Origin of the sequence: Pseudomonas sp. B35(2017) (assembly GCF_002113645.1) — a bacterium.
In the GTDB taxonomy this organism is placed as follows: domain Bacteria; phylum Pseudomonadota; class Gammaproteobacteria; order Pseudomonadales; family Pseudomonadaceae; genus Aquipseudomonas; species Aquipseudomonas ekonensis.
Genome location: NZ_NEIZ01000002.1, coordinates 89,348 through 104,576, shown reverse-complemented (window position 1 = coordinate 104,576; position 15,229 = coordinate 89,348). Strand labels below are relative to the sequence as shown.

Below are 15,229 nucleotides of genomic sequence, written 5' to 3'. Positions count from 1 at the left end.
CACAGTGGACCTGATTCTGAAAGCGGCAATCGGCGCGGCGGTGGTGGTGATCCTCGCCGCGCTGTCCAAGACCAAGAACTATTACATCGCTGGGCTGGTGCCGCTGTTTCCCACCTTCGCCCTGATCGCCCACTACATCGTCGGCAAGGGCCGCTCGATCGACGACCTGAAGACCACCATCGTGTTCGGCATGTGGTCGATCATTCCGTACTTCGTCTACCTGGCGACGCTGTACGTGATGGTCGACCGGATGCGCCTGGAGGCCTCCCTGGCCGTGGCGGCGGTGGCGTGGCTGATGGCCGCGACAGTGCTGGTCAGCGTCTGGGTGCGCCTGCACAGCTGACCCCGGCCCAGGAGCCGGCCGGCGCGGTCTCAGCGGCCGTAGGCCTGATCGAGCTGCGCCGGCGTCAGCGCATCCTCGAACGGCACCGGCACCGACTTCACCGCACCGTAGAGGTTGCGGTAGCGCCAGTAGTCGCCGCTGCGCTGCAACTGGTAACCGCGCTCCACCACCCGCTGGCCGTCGAGCACGTAGCGCAGGGTTTCCTGGGCGGCGGCCGGCGCCGGCGGCAGCGCAAGGTCGGTGGCCAGCACGCGCATGGCCTCGTCGATGCACGCGTCGAGGGCGGCGGTGACCCTGGCCAGCTCAAGGCTGCCGTCGTCGATGCACTGCTGCCCGCAGCGGCGGAACGGCTGGCTGGCCACTTCGATGCTCATGCGGTACAGCGCCGAGCCGGCGATGTCCTGGATCTGCACCTGGTTGACCAACAGAAAGCTGCCGCGGTCGGCGGTCAGCATCAGCCGGGGTTCGATCAACAGGCGCGCCGTGACCTGGCCCTCGCCCTGCTTGAGCCCCGCCGCCTGCGAAGCCTGCGTGAAGCGGCGCTGCAGGCGCTCCTGCACCGGGATGCCGGCCAGCAGGTCGGCCATCGGCCGGGACTCGTTGAACGCCGCCTTCTGCGCATCGCGCTGCAAGGTGCCGCTGCCCATCTGGGTATTGATCAGGCTGGCGACCATGATGCCGGCCAACCCCGCGCTGTTGCCGGAGCTGGCGACCAGGTTGTGGCTGGAGGACTGGGCCTTCAACGCGGCCTTGGCATCGATCACCGTGCTGGCGCCGACGAACTCCGGCGGCACCTGCACCTCGACCTTCAGCCCGTGGGCCTGCACGTAGGGCAACGCGGTCGGGTCATTGAAGCCTGCCGGCGGCAGCGGCTTCTGCGCGCATCCGGCCAGCGTCAACAGGGCCAGCGCAAGGCCCGCCGCCATGCGGTGCCTCATTGCGCGAACGGGCTGATCATTTGCTGACGGCTGTCGTCCATGGCCTGGTAGAAGGCGTTGGAGAGGTTGGCGTAGTTCGGCTCGTCCCACTCGCCCTGGGCGGCCTGGGTCACAGTGAACGGCTTGAACCACAGCAGCCGGTTGTCCGAAAGGTCCACCACCATGCCCTCCCCGCTCACATGGGCCATCGGCGCGCTGGTCGGCACGATGCTGTAGTAGCTGCGGACGGCGCCGGTGGCGTACACGTTCACCAGCACCAGACGGTCGACACCGTAGGCGGCCTTGAGCGACGTCAGGTCGCGGGTCATGTAGCCCTCGCGGAACGACATTTCCTTGTAGGACGCGATGTTCAGCGGCTCTTCGATGCGCTTGGCCTTGTAGCCCTTGGCCTGCAGCTTGGCGACGATCGCCTCCGGCAGGGTGTTGAAGTCGCGCACCTGCCAGGTCTCGACGTTGTCGCTGAGCTTGCTGTTGACGCCCTTGTTGATGGCCAGGTCCAGCAGGCCCTGATTGCCGGTCAAGGCCAGCACCGGTACGGGCACGGCGTTGATCGCCACGCCGATGGTTGGCTCCTTGGCGTCCCAGAACTGGTTGTCCAGCGCCACGGGCGGTTGCACGTGGGCGCAGCCGGTGAGCGTCAGGCAGGCGAGCAGCGTCAACGCAGCCCAGGTGCGGAAAGTGCGGTACGTCATGAATCAAGTCCCTATGCGTGAAATCATCGCGGCCCTTGCGGCAGCGGACAGACGGCAATAGTGGCACATTGATATTTTTTTGACGACCGAAAATTGGCGCGCCCGACCGATTCACGCCCTGCCGCCCGGTCAAAGCAGGTTGCTGCCCGCCGCCGGTTCGATCTGCGCCCAGTGCGAGGTGTCCTCGCGGTGCGCCTGCAGGTACGGCAGCACCGCCGCCAGCAACGGCGCCTTGAACGCCTCCTGGAAACGGTGGGCCAGGCCCGGAATCAGCCGCAATTGGCTGCCCTGGATATGCGCCGCCAGGTGCACGCCGTGCATCACCGGCAGCAGCGGGTCGGCGGTGCCGTGCACCACCAGGGTCGGCACGCGCAACCGGTTGAGCAGCGCCACCCGGCTCGGCTCCGCGAGGATCGCCATGATCTGGCGCTTGACGCCTTCGGGGTTGAACGCCCGGTCATAGGCCACCGCCGCCTGTTGCAGCAACACCTGCCGGTCGTCTTTCACCGTCGGGCTGCCGAGGGCCGCCAGCAGGTCGGCCTGCTGCTCCAGCGCCACCTCGCGGCTCGGCGCCCCGCGCCGCGACAGCAACTGCACCAGCGCCGCGCTCGGCGCCGGCAAGCCTTCGGCGCCGGAGCTGGTCATGATCAGGGTCAGGCTCTCGACCCGCTGCGGCGCCATGTCCGCCAGGTGCTGGGCGATCATTCCGCCCATGCTCGCCCCCAGCACATGGAACCGCTCGACGTGCAGCGCATCCATCAGGCCCAGCGCGTCGTCGGCCATGTCGGTCAGGCTGTAGGGCGCCGACACCGGCAGACCGAGCTTGTAGCGCAGCACCTCGAACGTCAGGTTGGCCTCGGCCGGCGCCTGCCGCCAAGCGGACAACCCCACGTCGCGGTTGTCGTAGCGGATCACCCGAAAGCCCTGCTGACACAGGGCGACCACCACCTCGTCGGGCCAATGGATCAACTGCCCGCCCAGGCCCATCACCAGCAGCAGCGCCGGATCCGACGCCCGGCCGATGCTCTGGTAGGCCAGGCTCACCTGCGCCAGGTCGACCCGCTCGGTCGCAACGTTCACATCGCAACGCGAGGCGGCCCATGAAGGCAGGCCGAACACCAGCGCGGCCAGCAATAAAAATACACGCATGAAAAACACCGAAACGCAGAACCCCAGTAGAGCGCGAGTCTGATGAAGTTTGTTCAAGCGCGCTGCCACAGTTGCGTGACAGTTTGATGAAGGGCGCCGAACGGTCTTCCGGGCGTTATCCAGACGAGCCCCTCCACAAAGCGCCCCGATAACCCGATACCGCCAAGGCCTCGCCGCAGGGCTTTCTAATGACGTGAAGACGGCTTGCCTGCCGCCCACCCTTCACGGAGCCCCCTCATCATGCTCGACCTGCCCGTTCCCGACCTGACCGGTTTCGATCCGTTTCATCCGCTGCCGCCGAACACCGATCAGCGCCGTTGCCTCCAGGCCACGGCACGCTGCAACGATTGCCGCCGGCAGTGGCTCGCGCTGATGGCGCAGTGTCCTGCGGCTCCTGAACCCGGCTGGTGGACCGCCCGCGCCCTCGGTACGCCGCTGTCGCGCCGGGATCACGCCTTGAGCCTGTATCGCCAGCATTTCGAGGGCGCCTGCGACCTGGCCCGTGCCGAGGGACTGATCGACACCGCGCAATGGCAGCAACTGCTGAAACGGTCGGATCCGACGGCCACCGATGATCACGCGGCATCAATCACGCAACCGCTGCTCACCGTCCGAGAAGGCGAAAGCCGGCGCCTGTTCGGCGTGATGACGATTGCGCTCCAGGCGGCGGATGCGCCGGCGCTGCTGTACTCGCCCGCCCGCTCGCCGGCGCTGAGACGCTTCGCAAACGGGCAGGCGCTGGAGCGTTGGCTGGTCGGGCAACATCCGGTGCCTGCGCAAACCACCGGGGTCGAGCTCATCGGGCTCGGACGCGATCCCCTGCGGCTCAGCCTCCTGCCGCTGCTGACCGGCGCATCGCCCGCTGCCGACCACCCGGATCGGGCCACGCTTGAGGCACTGTTCGCCGAAACGCCGGATCCGGTGGCGCAGGCGACCCCGGACGACACGCAAGCCTCCCCTTTCGGCCTGATGACGCCGGACATTCCCTGGGACATGTGTCGTCAGGCGCTGGCCCGGGAACAGGCCGCCCTCGATGCGCTGCTGGGCAGCGATCCGGAGGGCGCGCAGTACGGTGAGCGCCTCACAGCACTCAAGCGCCTGTCCGATGCCCTGGCGAGCGCAGGGCAAGCCAGCCATCAGGCCGCTTCGGCGTTGCTCGGCGCACCGCAGCGACTGGACATTCCACAATGGAACCAACCCTCGAACACGCATTACCGGGCCCTGCACCTGGCCCGGCTCGAGGGGCTGCGGACAGAAGCGCAACTGCAACGGCTGCTCGGCCACCTCGATGACGACGATGTCCACCGCCTCTCGTCCGTGCTCGAAACCGCTCCCGAGGACTGGCCTGCGCAGGTGACCGTCGCGCGCATCACCCTCGCCGCGCCGCAAGACGGCGTCCGACACGCGGCGGACCTTGAGGGCGTGCTGGTCATCGCGGCGCCCTCGGCCCTTGAGACCGGATCGCAAGAGCCCCTGCTGCTTCACTGGCCCGGCCGCGACGGCGGCCTGCAGCGCTTCGGCTCGCGCCAGGCGATGGAGCGGAACCTGTTCAGGCAATCGGCCGACGATCCCGAGGCGACGCTGCACCTGACGCCGCTGAGCCGCGATCCGTTCACCTGGGCCTTGCAGGAGCAGCTCTATGCCTGCGAGCAGCAAGCCTTGAAGATCCTGCGCGACTGTCCACTGCCCGGCCGTGCCGCCGAACGGGCCCAGGCGTTGGCCAAGCTGCGCGAAGAGAGCCTGGCGAAACTGACGGTGGCGATGCCGGCCGCCCGCGAGCTGGCCCTCTCGCAGCGGCTGGAACAGGAGCGCAGCGCGGCGCTGGCCGAGAAGCTGCCGCCCTGGCTCGGTCACTTGACCCAGGCGCAACGCGTACGGTTCAGGGGACTGATCCACCAGTGGCTCGATGCCGCGCACCGTTGCCAGGCGCTTATCGACCGCGAACTGCCGCCCAGGGACGTGTTCTTCCAGACCCGGATCGACGCCCGCCTGCGCAAGGACTTTGCGCTCCGGCAGCGCTTTGCGGTCACGCTGGATCTGCCGGTCGCCACGGCCTACCAAAAAAGTACGATGGCGGCCCCCGGGCCCGGCACCCCGCATGAACTGGTCCTGGTGGCCGGCCGGGAGCGCACGCGCCTGACGCTCGTCGAACTCGCCCGCCTCAACATCGACCAGGCCATGCAGCAGCGGCTGGCGTTCCTGAACGTCATCATCGACGCCGATGACGACCAGGACCGCAGCACCCTGGAGCGCGGCATCACGTCTGCCTACCTGCGCACGCTGGTGCCGGATCTCGACCTGCCCGGACACTATGAACGCCAGTTGGTCGCCACCTTCCTCGGCCCCTCAGAAGAACCTGCGTTCAGCAGCGCCTGGCGCCGCGAATGCCTGGGCGAACCCTGGAGGCTGATGCTGCGCCTGCAAGGCGAACGTGCCCTGCTGCAAGGCCGGATCGACCACATCGGCCGAAAGGTGCTGGAGATCGCCACCGACGCGTCGGATCCTGCGGCCTACGCCGTAGACGGCAAGCGCATCGAACTGCGGCCGGCGCACTTGACCGTGGGCGGCAAGGATACGCCGGCCCAGGGGCCGAGCACGCTGACCGGCGTGACCTTTATCGTCGAGCGCGTCAGCGGGCTGACGCTGCAATACTTGCCTGACGCCCCTGACGGCGACTGCCTGCGCCAGTTCGGCTCGCTGGAGGATGCCCGCCTGGACCTGTTCAACCGCTGCGTGCCCGGCACGATGGTCGACTACCTGGCCGGGCGTGCCTTGGCGGGCGAGCCTGCACGCCATGCCGGCCGGATCAAAGAGGCGGTGCGGCGCAACTTCGACGGTCTGATCGGTGTCGGGCCGAAGTGGCCGGCCACCACCTCAATGGCCGGCCACCTGATCCACGTGCACATGGGCCGCCTGCTCGAAGCCCATCGCTGCAGCGCCCGCTCCAACGATGCCCTCGCCGCGGAGCGCCATGCGCTGGCCGACGGCTCCGTGTTCAATTACCTGAAGATGGCCCTCGGCGTGGTGCCGTTCGTGGGGACGGCCATTGCGCTTCACGAGGCGTGGGGCAACGCCAACCGGGCAACGGCGGCCTTTCTGCAAGGCAATGTCCCGGAGGGCCTTGATGGGGTCGAATCCGTGCTGCTGTCATTGATCGATGCGGCCATGGATATCCTGCCGGCCGCTGCGGCCGCCCCCTCCGCCGCCCGCTCGGCCACGCGCCTGCGTCATCAGGCCCGCGCACCGCGCACAGCCCACCGCGCCAGGGGCCGAGGCCTGCCTGACCCGTTCAAGGGCTATGAGTACGAACACGACATCTCCCTGGCAGGCCTGCAGCCGCTCAACCACGGCGTCTACCGGAACGTGTACCGGCACGCCGACGGGGACTTCATCCTCCGCGCAGGCCGCCCGTACCGCGTCTTTTTGAGCGATGACGCCCGCCACTGGCGACTGTCCGGCACCCAGGCGCGGAGCTACAGAATGCCCGTCGCGCTGAACGAAAACGGCCACTGGGACACCCACTACGCGGTCCACGGCACCCTGATGGACGGCGGCGGCCTGGGCGGCGGCGCGGTTCTCGGGCACCTGGCCGACGGCCTCGATCCGCTGTGGCCGCAAGCGATCCGGCAATGGCTGCCGCGCTGGTGGACCGACCGGCACCTGCGCCGCCAACTGACCCTGACCCACACCGCCGACGCGCTCACCCGGCAGCTCAACAGCCAGACCCGCAGCACCAACGTCCAGCTGCAGCGCTTCTATGACAGCACGCCCGAGCAGCGCAAGACCCTGCGGCCGGCGCTGGAGAACGCCTTCATCCGCGACATCGAAACCGCCCGCGACAGTCACCAGACCCTGACCGAACTGCACCCCCTGAGCCATGGGCGAAAACGCGCGCACATCGAGGACACCCGAAGCCGCAACGCCTGGGTGGTGGTCGAACGCACCGTGCACCGGATCCGGTTCGCCCAGGACAGGCTGGTGGAGCACCTGGACAGCATCGACACGTTGTTCAGGCAGTCCGAAACCACGCCCGCCTCCGACACTCCCCGGCATCTGGCGCTGATGGATCGGCGCAAGACCGTGCGCATGGCCTTTCTCAAGGAGTACGAACAGGCCCATGCCCTCACGGAGGAGCTCAACCGCTGGCAGGCCCGCATCACCAGCCGCGAGCACCGGGCCAGGACGGCCGCCGACGTGGCCACCGTCAACAAGAAGTTCAGCCGGGCCAACCATGACTACCTCAAGACCGCCCACCTGCTGGAGCTGATCACCCGCGCCGATGCCGTCGACGACCCCGCCTGGATGTACTTTCACGTACAGTTGAAGCGGGCCCGCACCGAAGTCGGCCGCACCCTGTACGTCCAGCACAACCTGCCGCAGGTGCAGGCCAGCCAGGCGCAGCGCCGGCAAATCCTTGAAGCGGCCCTGACGGCGTACACCGAGTTCCGCCGCCGCCTCAACGCCTGGCGCTTGGGCTACCCGCAGCACCTGGATCTGGAGCACCTCTCGGCGTTTCTCGAACAACTGACGCAGATCGAGCACAGCACCCGCAACGCGCTGCGCAACGTGACGCCCGTCGTGCCGGCGGAACGGACGCCGGGCAAGAGACTGTTCAGGGCCGAGGACGACCGGCTGCTCATCGGCAGCGAACTGACGGATCCCGATACCCGCAGCACCCGCTTCACCATCGAAGGGATCAATGGGCACAACGAAACCTGGATCCCGCAGGCCAACGGCAAGTACCGGCTGCACGAAACGCTTGCCCCGACGCAGCCGACGCACGAACCGCCGCTGCAACCGTTGCTGAACGAAGCCCGAAGGCGGCTCGATGCGTTGCCTGCCCATCAAGACAGGGTTCACGGCTACGCCCGCCAGGACATGCTGCCGGCGGATCTTGAGGACATGCTGCTGCGCGAGGCGCAGGAGCTGACGATCCGCGCGCAGATCATCGAGCGGCGCTCACCCCACGAGCCGATGGTCCGGCGCCTCACCGATCAGGCCCGGCAACTCACCCTGGACGCCCGCTCGCTGCGCATCCGGCAATCGATGGGCAGCAAGACCCCGACCGAGGGTTACCTGGATTACCTGCTGGAGCAAAACGTGGCGGACCTCGTCAAGGAAGGCGGTCTGCGCGACCTGGGGAAACGCCCGGACGGCGCCCGGGACTTCCTGCAGGAGTACGCCGTGCGCGACCTGATCCGCCAGCCAGCGCATACCCTGTGGTATGTGCACATCCACTTTCCTTCGGCGAAAGCGCCGTTGACCGGTTTCAGCAAGGCCCACCTGAAACTGCCGGAGCAACGCAACCTGGGCCTGCAATGGCAGCAGGCCCAGGCCAAAGGCGGCGGCAAGGTCGAACCGATCTGGCGCGGCGATCTCGGTCGAGCGACGGTGCTCAAGCACTTTGCCGCGTTGTGACCGTCGCGCTGTGCAGTCCCGGCATCAGGCCAGTTGACGGCGCAACTGCCGCGCCGCCGCCACCATGTTGACCAGCGCCGCTTCCGTCTCCGGCCAGGCGCGGGTCTTGAGGCCGCAGTCGGGGTTGACCCACAGCCGTTCGGCCGGAATACGCTTCACCGCCTTGTGCATCAGCTTGACCATCTCGGCGGTTTCCGGCACCCGCGGCGAGTGGATGTCGTAGACGCCCGGGCCGATGTCGTTGGGGTAGTCGAACGCTTCGAAGGCCTCCAGCAGTTCCATGTCCGAGCGCGAGGTCTCGATGGTGATCACGTCGGCGTCCATGGCGGCGATCGCCTGGATCACGTCGTTGAACTCGCTGTAGCACATGTGGGTGTGGATCTGCGTCTCGTCGCGCACACCGCCGGCGCACAGGCGGAACGCCTCCACCGCCCAGTCCAGGTAGTCCTGCCACTGGGCCCGGCGCAGCGGCAGGCCTTCACGGAATGCGGCCTCGTCGATCTGCACGATGCGGATGCCGGCCTTCTCCAGATCCGCCACTTCGTCACGCAGGGCCAGGGCCAATTGCTGCGCCTGCACCTTGCGCGGCACGTCTTCGCGGGGGAACGACCACATCAGCATGGTCACCGGACCGGTCAGCATGCCTTTCATGACCTTGTCGGTGAGGCTCTGGGCGTAGGTGATCCAGTCCACGGTCATGGCGTCGGGGCGGCTCAGGTCGCCGTAGATCACCGCCGGCTTCACGCAGCGCGAACCGTAGCTCTGCACCCAGCCGAAACGGGTGAACAGGTAGCCGTCCAGTTGCTCGGCGAAGTACTCGACCATGTCGTTGCGTTCGGCCTCGCCGTGCACCAGCACGTCCAGCCCCAGGCGCTCCTGGACCTGCACCGCGTGGCGGATTTCGCTGTGCATGGCATCGGTGTAGTCGTTGGCCGACAGCTTGCCTTGCCTGAAGGCCTGCCGGGCCAGGCGGATCGAACCGGTCTGCGGGAACGAGCCGATGGTGGTGGTGGGAAACGCCGGCAATTGCAGGTGCGCCTGTTGCGCAGCGATGCGTTGGGCAAACGGCGAACGGCGCTGGCTGTCCTTGGCGCCGATCGCCTTGATCCGGGCCTGCACCTGCGGCTTGTGGATGCGCGGCGACTGCGCACGGCTTTGCGCCACCGCGCGGCTGTCGGCCAGGGCGGCCTGCACGCCGGCCGCCTGCGGATCGTTCAGCGCATCGCGCAGCACGGCGATCTCGCTGCACTTCTGCACGGCGAACGCCAGCCAGCGCTTGAGCTCAGGGTCGAGTTCGTCTTCCCGTCCGACATCCACCGGGCTGTGCAACAACGAGCAGGAACTGCTGACCCACAAGTTGTCGCCGAAACGCTCCTGGGCCGTCTGCAACTGCGCCAGCGCCTGTTCCAGCTCGCAGCGCCACACGTTGCGGCCGTTGACCAGGCCCACGGACAGGATCTTGTAGGTGGGCAGACGGTCCAGCACCTGGCCCAACTGCTCCGGCGCCCGCACCGCATCGATGTGCAGCCCCTGCACCGGCAGGCTCACGGCCAGGCCGAGGTTGTCCTCAAGCCCGCTGAAGTAGGTGGCCAGCAGCTTTTTCAGCGGCGAGTACTGAAGAATGTTGTAGGCGCGTTCGAAGGCGTTCTTCCACGCTTGCGGCAGGTCGAGGGTCAGGATCGGCTCGTCGATCTGCACCCACTCCACGCCTTGGGCGGCGAGGCGGCCGAGGATCTCGCCGTACACCGGCAACAGGCGCTCCAGCAGGTCCAACTTGTCGAAGCCCTCGCCCTTGGCCTTGCCCAGCCACAGGTAGGTCAACGGGCCGATGATCACAGGCTTGACGTTGTGGCCCAGCGCCCGGGCCTCGTCGACTTCTTCGAACAGCTGTTCCCAGCTGAGCCTGAACGCCTGGTCAGCGGTGAATTCCGGGACGAGATAGTGGTAGTTGGTGTCGAACCACTTGGTCAGCTCCTGGGCATACTGCGTCTGGCCGTGCCCGCCGCCGCAGCAGCTGGCGGAAGCGCCGCGGGCCATGGCGAACAGGGTGTCGAGGGTCGGCAGGCCGCGGGCGTCCAGCGCACCGGCGAAACGCTCGGGGATCGCGCCGAAGGTCAGCGAGTGGGTCAGCACCTGGTCGTACCAGGCGAAGTCGCCCACCGGCAGCAGGTCGATGCCGGCGTCCTTCTGCAATTGCCAGTGGGCGGCGCGCAGGCTGCGCCCGACCCGTTCCAGGCTCGCCCGGTCGAGATCGCCTTTCCAGTAGGCCTCCAGGGCCTTTTTCAGTTCGCGGTCGGCGCCGATGCGCGGGAAACCAAGGATGTGGGCCACGGCCATGTCGAAGTTGCTCCATCGGTAAAAGATGGCGCTATTGTCGACAGCCCGGGCAACATGAGACAAACTCAACCTTTTCGTGTTGATTACAAATTTTACTCATGGAGCCTGCGGTGCTTGAGATCCGTCACCTGAAAACCCTGCACGCCCTGCGCGAAGCCGACAGCCTGGTCGATGCCGCCGACCGCCTGCACCTGACCCAATCGGCGCTGTCCCACCAGTTCAAGGAGCTGGAGGAACGCATGGGCATGCCGCTGTTCGTGCGCAAGACCAAACCGGTGCGCTTCACCAGCGCCGGCCTGCGCCTGCTGCAACTGGCCGACGCCACCCTGCCGCTGCTGCGCGCCGCCGAGCGCGACATCGGCCGCCTGGCCGGCGGCACCGCCGGGCGCCTGCACATGGCCATCGAATGCCACAGTTGCTTTCAATGGCTGATGCCGACCATCGACCAGTTCCGCGACGCCTGGCCGGAAGTGGAGCTCGACCTGGCCTCGGGGTTCTCCTTCGCGCCGCTGCCGGCCCTGGCCCGCGGCGACCTGGACCTGGTGGTCACCTCCGACCCGCTGGAAATCGCCGGGCTCACCTACGTGCCGCTGTTCACCTACGAAGCCATGCTCGCGGTGGCCAACCAGCATCCGCTGGCCGGCAAACCGTACATCGTCCCCGAAGACCTGCGCAGCGAAACCCTGATCACCTATCCGGTGGAGCGTGACCGGCTGGACATCTTCACCCGCTTCCTGGAACCGGCCGACATCGAGCCGGCGCAGGTGCGCACCTCTGAACTGACGGTGATGATGATGCAACTGGTGGCCAGCGGCCGGGGGGTGTGCGGCATGCCGCACTGGGCGCTGCACGAGTACAGCTCGCGGGGTTACGTGAAGGCCAAGCGGCTGGGGGAGAAAGGCCTGTTCGCCACCCTGTACGCGGCGATCCGCGCCGACATGCTGGATGCGCCGTACATGCGCGACTTCCTGCTGACGGCCAAGGACACCTCGTTCTCGACCCTGGACGGCGTCAGCGCCGTGCGCTGAAGGCGCTGCGGGCGGACTCGGCCCTGCCCTGCGGCGCCTTCACTGACGCCATCGCCAGCAGGCTGGCTCCCACAGGTTCCGGGTCGTTCGCAGAGGCTGGGTTGAGCCCCAGGGGCTTCAGAGTTCGCGCCACAGGTGGAGCTTGTCGAAGTAGTCTTCGCCCACCCGCACAGCCATGGGTTCCTGGCCGAACTGGATGAAGCCGCAGCGCCGGTAGAGGTTCAGCGCCGCGTCGTTGCCGGCGGTGACCGTCAGTTGGATGAGTTTCAGTTCCGGGCGGCTCTGCGCTTCGGCCAGGGCGGCCTGCAGCAACCCGTGGCCCGTGCCCCGGCGGCAATACGGCGCCGACACGTACAGGCCGAACAGCGTGACCTTGTGCCGGGCCTTTTCCCGGGACTCGAACGCCAGCCCGACGATGCCGGCCAGCCTGCCGGCCTCGAACGCGCCGAGCACCACATCGAACTTGCCGCTGAGCCGCGACTCCCACCAGCTCAGAGGCATCGCCGCCCGTTCGCGCACGCTGGAGGTGAAGGCCTGCGGGTGGCAGTCGTAGGCTTCAAGCATCAGTTCCCGGTAGGCCAGGGCGTGACTGGCATCGAGCCGCTCGATCCACATGCTCACGCCGTCCTGCGCTGCTCAAGCATCAGGCGCAGCGCCAGCCCGCCGAGCACGAACCCCATGAAGTAACGCTGGGCCGCCAGCCAGGTCGGGTTGTGGGCGAACCACGAGGCGATGCCCGCCGCCGACAGCGCGATCATCAGGTTGACGCTGAAACTGACGCTGATCTGGGTCAGGCCCAGCACGATGCTCTGGCTGAACACCGAGCCGTGCTCCGGGGTGATGAACTGCGGAAACACCGAGAGGTAGAACACCGCGATCTTCGGGTTCAGGGCGCTGGTGAGAAAACCCATCGTGATCAGCCTGCGCGGGGAGTCGGCCGGCAGCGCCTGCACTTCGAACGGCGAACGGGCGCCGGGCTTGACCGCCTGCCAGGCCAGCCACAGCAGGTACAGCGCACCGGCCCACTTCAGCGCCTCATAGGCCATCGGCACCGCGAGGAACACCGCCGTGAGGCCGGCCGCCGCCGCGAACAGGTGCACGAAGAACCCCGCCACCACGCCCAGCAACGACGTCACCCCGGCCCGGCGCCCCTGACAGATCGAACGGGAAATCAGGTAGATCATGTTCGGCCCCGGCGTCAGCACCATCAGCAGCGCGGCGGCGGCGAAAATCAGCAGATCGTGCAACGGGATCATGGCGGGCTCCTTGCGTGGGCGGTCAGACGGTCAGCGAGGCCCGATAGAACGGCAGGATCAGGTCCCGTGTCAATGGCGCCAGCGCCAGCCCGCCGTCAGTCTGCGGATCGATCCAGCTCACCTCTTCGATCTCCGCCGCCGGGGACACCTGGGCGGCGATGTCCAGCCGGAAGATGTCCGCCTGCACGGTGAACCCCGGCTCATTGGCGGCAGGGGCGTCGAACCGACCCAGAAAGCCGGCCTGCGCCGGATCGATGACCAGGCCCAGCTCTTCTTCCAGCTCGCGGGCCAGGGCCTGCACCGGCAACTCATGGGGCTCGATCTTGCCGCCGGGCTGCATGAACGCGATGGTGCCGCGCTTGCGCACCAGCAAGGTACGGCCGTCGGGGCCGATCAGCAGGGCGGCGGCGATGCGGATGATGCGGGACGGAACAGCAGAAGCAGAAGTCATGGGTCAGCCGGGGCCTTGGCGAAAACCGCAAGGATCCCATGCCGGCGGAACGCCGTCATCCACCCTGGGCCTCCAGCGCGGCCCCGGTTTCCTCCGGCACCTTGACGAACACCTTGTACTGCCCGCCCTCCATGGCCTCGAAAGCGATCAGCTTGTCCACCAGCGGCCCGCTCAGCACCTTGCCGGCGTTGAGCAGCAGCATGCCGTTGTCGGCATTGAGGTTGCGCGCCAGCACCATGCCCGCCGCCAGTTCGCGGGTGCTCAGCACCTTGACCGCCGGATCCGCCAGCACGACGTCGTTCATCACCTGCGCGCAGACCAGGATGAAGTCCTCGATCAGCCCCGGGTCGTACAGCCGCCCCGCGTACTGACGCAGGTACAGCAGCGCCTCGTCGCTGTTCATCTGCCGTTCGAGGATCAGGCCCCGTTGCAGCTCGACGAAGTCCACCGCCAGCTTCAGCAGGCGCGAGCCGAACGGGATCGCCTCGCCCCGGAGCCGGTCGGGAAAGCCGCCGCCGTCCCAGTGTTCCTGGTGATGCAGGATCAGGCGGGCGGCATCCTTCATCGGGTCGAGGGCCATCAGCACCGATTCGCTCTGCTTGGGGTAGGCCCGGTAACGTTCGCGCTCGACATGGTGCAGCAGGTCCGAGGGGGTCACCATCATGCTGTCCGTCCAGCTCAGCTTGCCGACGTTGTAGAGCGCCGCGGCCATGGTCAGGTCGCGGCTTGCGGCCTCGTCCAGGCCGAAGTGCCGGCAGCAGGCGCGCATCAGCTCGATGATCTGCCGGTTGGTCTGCTTGGCGGGCGGCAGGCGCAGGTTGGCCAGCAGCGAAAACACTTCCGTGCCGGTCACATAGCTGCGCTTGAGCTCCTCGTAGGCCAGGTCGAGCATGTCGGCGGTCTGCTGCAGTTCGGCGGTGCGGGCGGCGACACGCTTCTCAAGGTTGCCGTTGAGCGTCTTGAGCTTCTCGTTCTGCAGCCGGATCAACTGCTCCAGGCGCTGGCGCTCGCGCTCCAGGTGCTGATGCTCGAGGGCCTGGCGCAGGGTCAGGAGCATCTCTTCGTCGTTCCAGGGCTTGCTGATGTAGCGGTGGATCCGGCCTTCGTTGATGGCCTTGATGATCGCCGAAGGGTCGGCGTAGCCGGTCAGCATGATCCGCACCGTCGACGGATGGGCCTCGTGGATGCGGGCCAGCAGCGTGGCGCCGTCCATGTTGGGCATGCGCGCATCGCTCATCACCAGGTCCACCGGCTGCTGCGCCAGGATCTCCAGCGCCCGGGCGCCGCTGTCGGCCAGCAGCACATCGTAGGGCTGGCCGCGCAGCAGGCGGCGCAGGCTGTTGAGGATCGGTTCCTCGTCATCCACCAGCAGCACCTGGGGACGGTTCGCGGGCGTGGGGACGGTTTGCTCTTCCATGGCTGGGCCTCGAACGCAACGGCTGTCGTGGGGGGCATGCCCAGACCGCGTCGCTTGTCCATGCCTGCCCCAAAGGCTAGATGATTTTCTCCAAGGCGGGGCAAATGATCGCCCGACGGCGTCCGGGCGAATTCGCGCGGGGCAACTATGCTTGGTTCATTGATCCGCGACCGGCCCCTGCGCCGCTCTGAGACGAGGGA

At 67.5% G+C, this 15,229-nt stretch carries 11 protein-coding genes; 3 read left to right on the top strand and 8 right to left on the bottom strand.

Annotation, left to right across the window (positions count from 1 at the left end; translation table 11 throughout):
* Nucleotides 1–13 precede the first annotated feature (13 nt).
* On the top strand, nt 14–343 hold the full coding sequence (locus CAG41_RS04060; protein ID WP_170929942.1) for a GlpM family protein: 330 nt from the start codon (nt 14–16) through the stop codon (nt 341–343).
* Nucleotides 344–372: 29 nt separating this feature from the next.
* On the opposite strand, the gene CAG41_RS04055 is transcribed toward CAG41_RS04060, so the two are convergent.
* From CAG41_RS04055 to CAG41_RS04045, 3 genes are all read right to left on the bottom strand, one after another.
* Entirely contained in the window at nt 373–1,269 is an 897-nt protein-coding gene (locus tag CAG41_RS04055; RefSeq protein ID WP_256575640.1) for a hypothetical protein, read from the bottom strand.
* An 8-nt stretch (nt 1,270–1,277) separates the two neighbouring features.
* The gene (locus tag CAG41_RS04050) at nt 1,278–1,973 is read right to left on the bottom strand and encodes a hypothetical protein (protein ID WP_085580179.1); all 696 of its coding nucleotides are present in this window, start codon (nt 1,971–1,973) and stop codon (nt 1,278–1,280) included.
* A gap of 129 nt (nt 1,974–2,102) precedes the next feature.
* Nucleotides 2,103–3,122, bottom strand: coding sequence for an alpha/beta fold hydrolase (locus tag CAG41_RS04045; RefSeq protein WP_085706721.1), 1,020 nt, complete (start codon nt 3,120–3,122; stop codon nt 2,103–2,105).
* A 240-nt stretch (nt 3,123–3,362) separates the two neighbouring features.
* Here CAG41_RS04045 and CAG41_RS04040 point away from each other — a divergent pair, with 240 nt between their 5' ends.
* Nucleotides 3,363–8,540: a dermonecrotic toxin domain-containing protein gene (locus CAG41_RS04040; protein WP_085706720.1), complete on the top strand. Its 5,178-nt coding sequence runs from the start codon at nt 3,363–3,365 to the stop codon at nt 8,538–8,540.
* A 24-nt stretch (nt 8,541–8,564) separates the two neighbouring features.
* Here the strand turns inward: CAG41_RS04040 and metE are convergent, their stop codons facing one another.
* The gene (gene metE, locus CAG41_RS04035) at nt 8,565–10,877 is read right to left on the bottom strand and encodes a 5-methyltetrahydropteroyltriglutamate--homocysteine S-methyltransferase (RefSeq protein WP_085580173.1); all 2,313 of its coding nucleotides are present in this window, start codon (nt 10,875–10,877) and stop codon (nt 8,565–8,567) included.
* A gap of 110 nt (nt 10,878–10,987) precedes the next feature.
* On the opposite strand from metE, the gene metR reads away from it, so the two are divergent.
* Complete coding sequence (gene metR, locus CAG41_RS04030; RefSeq protein WP_085580171.1) at nt 10,988–11,905, top strand: transcriptional regulator MetR; 918 nt, start codon at nt 10,988–10,990, stop codon at nt 11,903–11,905.
* A 117-nt stretch (nt 11,906–12,022) separates the two neighbouring features.
* Here the strand turns inward: metR and CAG41_RS04025 are convergent, their stop codons facing one another.
* The 4 genes from CAG41_RS04025 to CAG41_RS04010 are packed head-to-tail and all read right to left on the bottom strand — an operon-like array spanning nt 12,023 to nt 15,029.
* Nucleotides 12,023–12,520: a GNAT family N-acetyltransferase gene (locus tag CAG41_RS04025; protein WP_085580169.1), complete on the bottom strand. Its 498-nt coding sequence runs from the start codon at nt 12,518–12,520 to the stop codon at nt 12,023–12,025.
* A gap of 2 nt (nt 12,521–12,522) precedes the next feature.
* The gene (locus tag CAG41_RS04020) at nt 12,523–13,161 is read right to left on the bottom strand and encodes a LysE family translocator (protein WP_085580167.1); all 639 of its coding nucleotides are present in this window, start codon (nt 13,159–13,161) and stop codon (nt 12,523–12,525) included.
* A 22-nt stretch (nt 13,162–13,183) separates the two neighbouring features.
* The gene (locus CAG41_RS04015; RefSeq protein WP_085580165.1) at nt 13,184–13,612 is read right to left on the bottom strand and encodes an NUDIX domain-containing protein; all 429 of its coding nucleotides are present in this window, start codon (nt 13,610–13,612) and stop codon (nt 13,184–13,186) included.
* A gap of 55 nt (nt 13,613–13,667) precedes the next feature.
* On the bottom strand, nt 13,668–15,029 hold the full coding sequence (locus CAG41_RS04010; protein WP_085580163.1) for an HD domain-containing phosphohydrolase: 1,362 nt from the start codon (nt 15,027–15,029) through the stop codon (nt 13,668–13,670).
* Between the last annotated feature and the right edge of the window lie 200 nt (nt 15,030–15,229).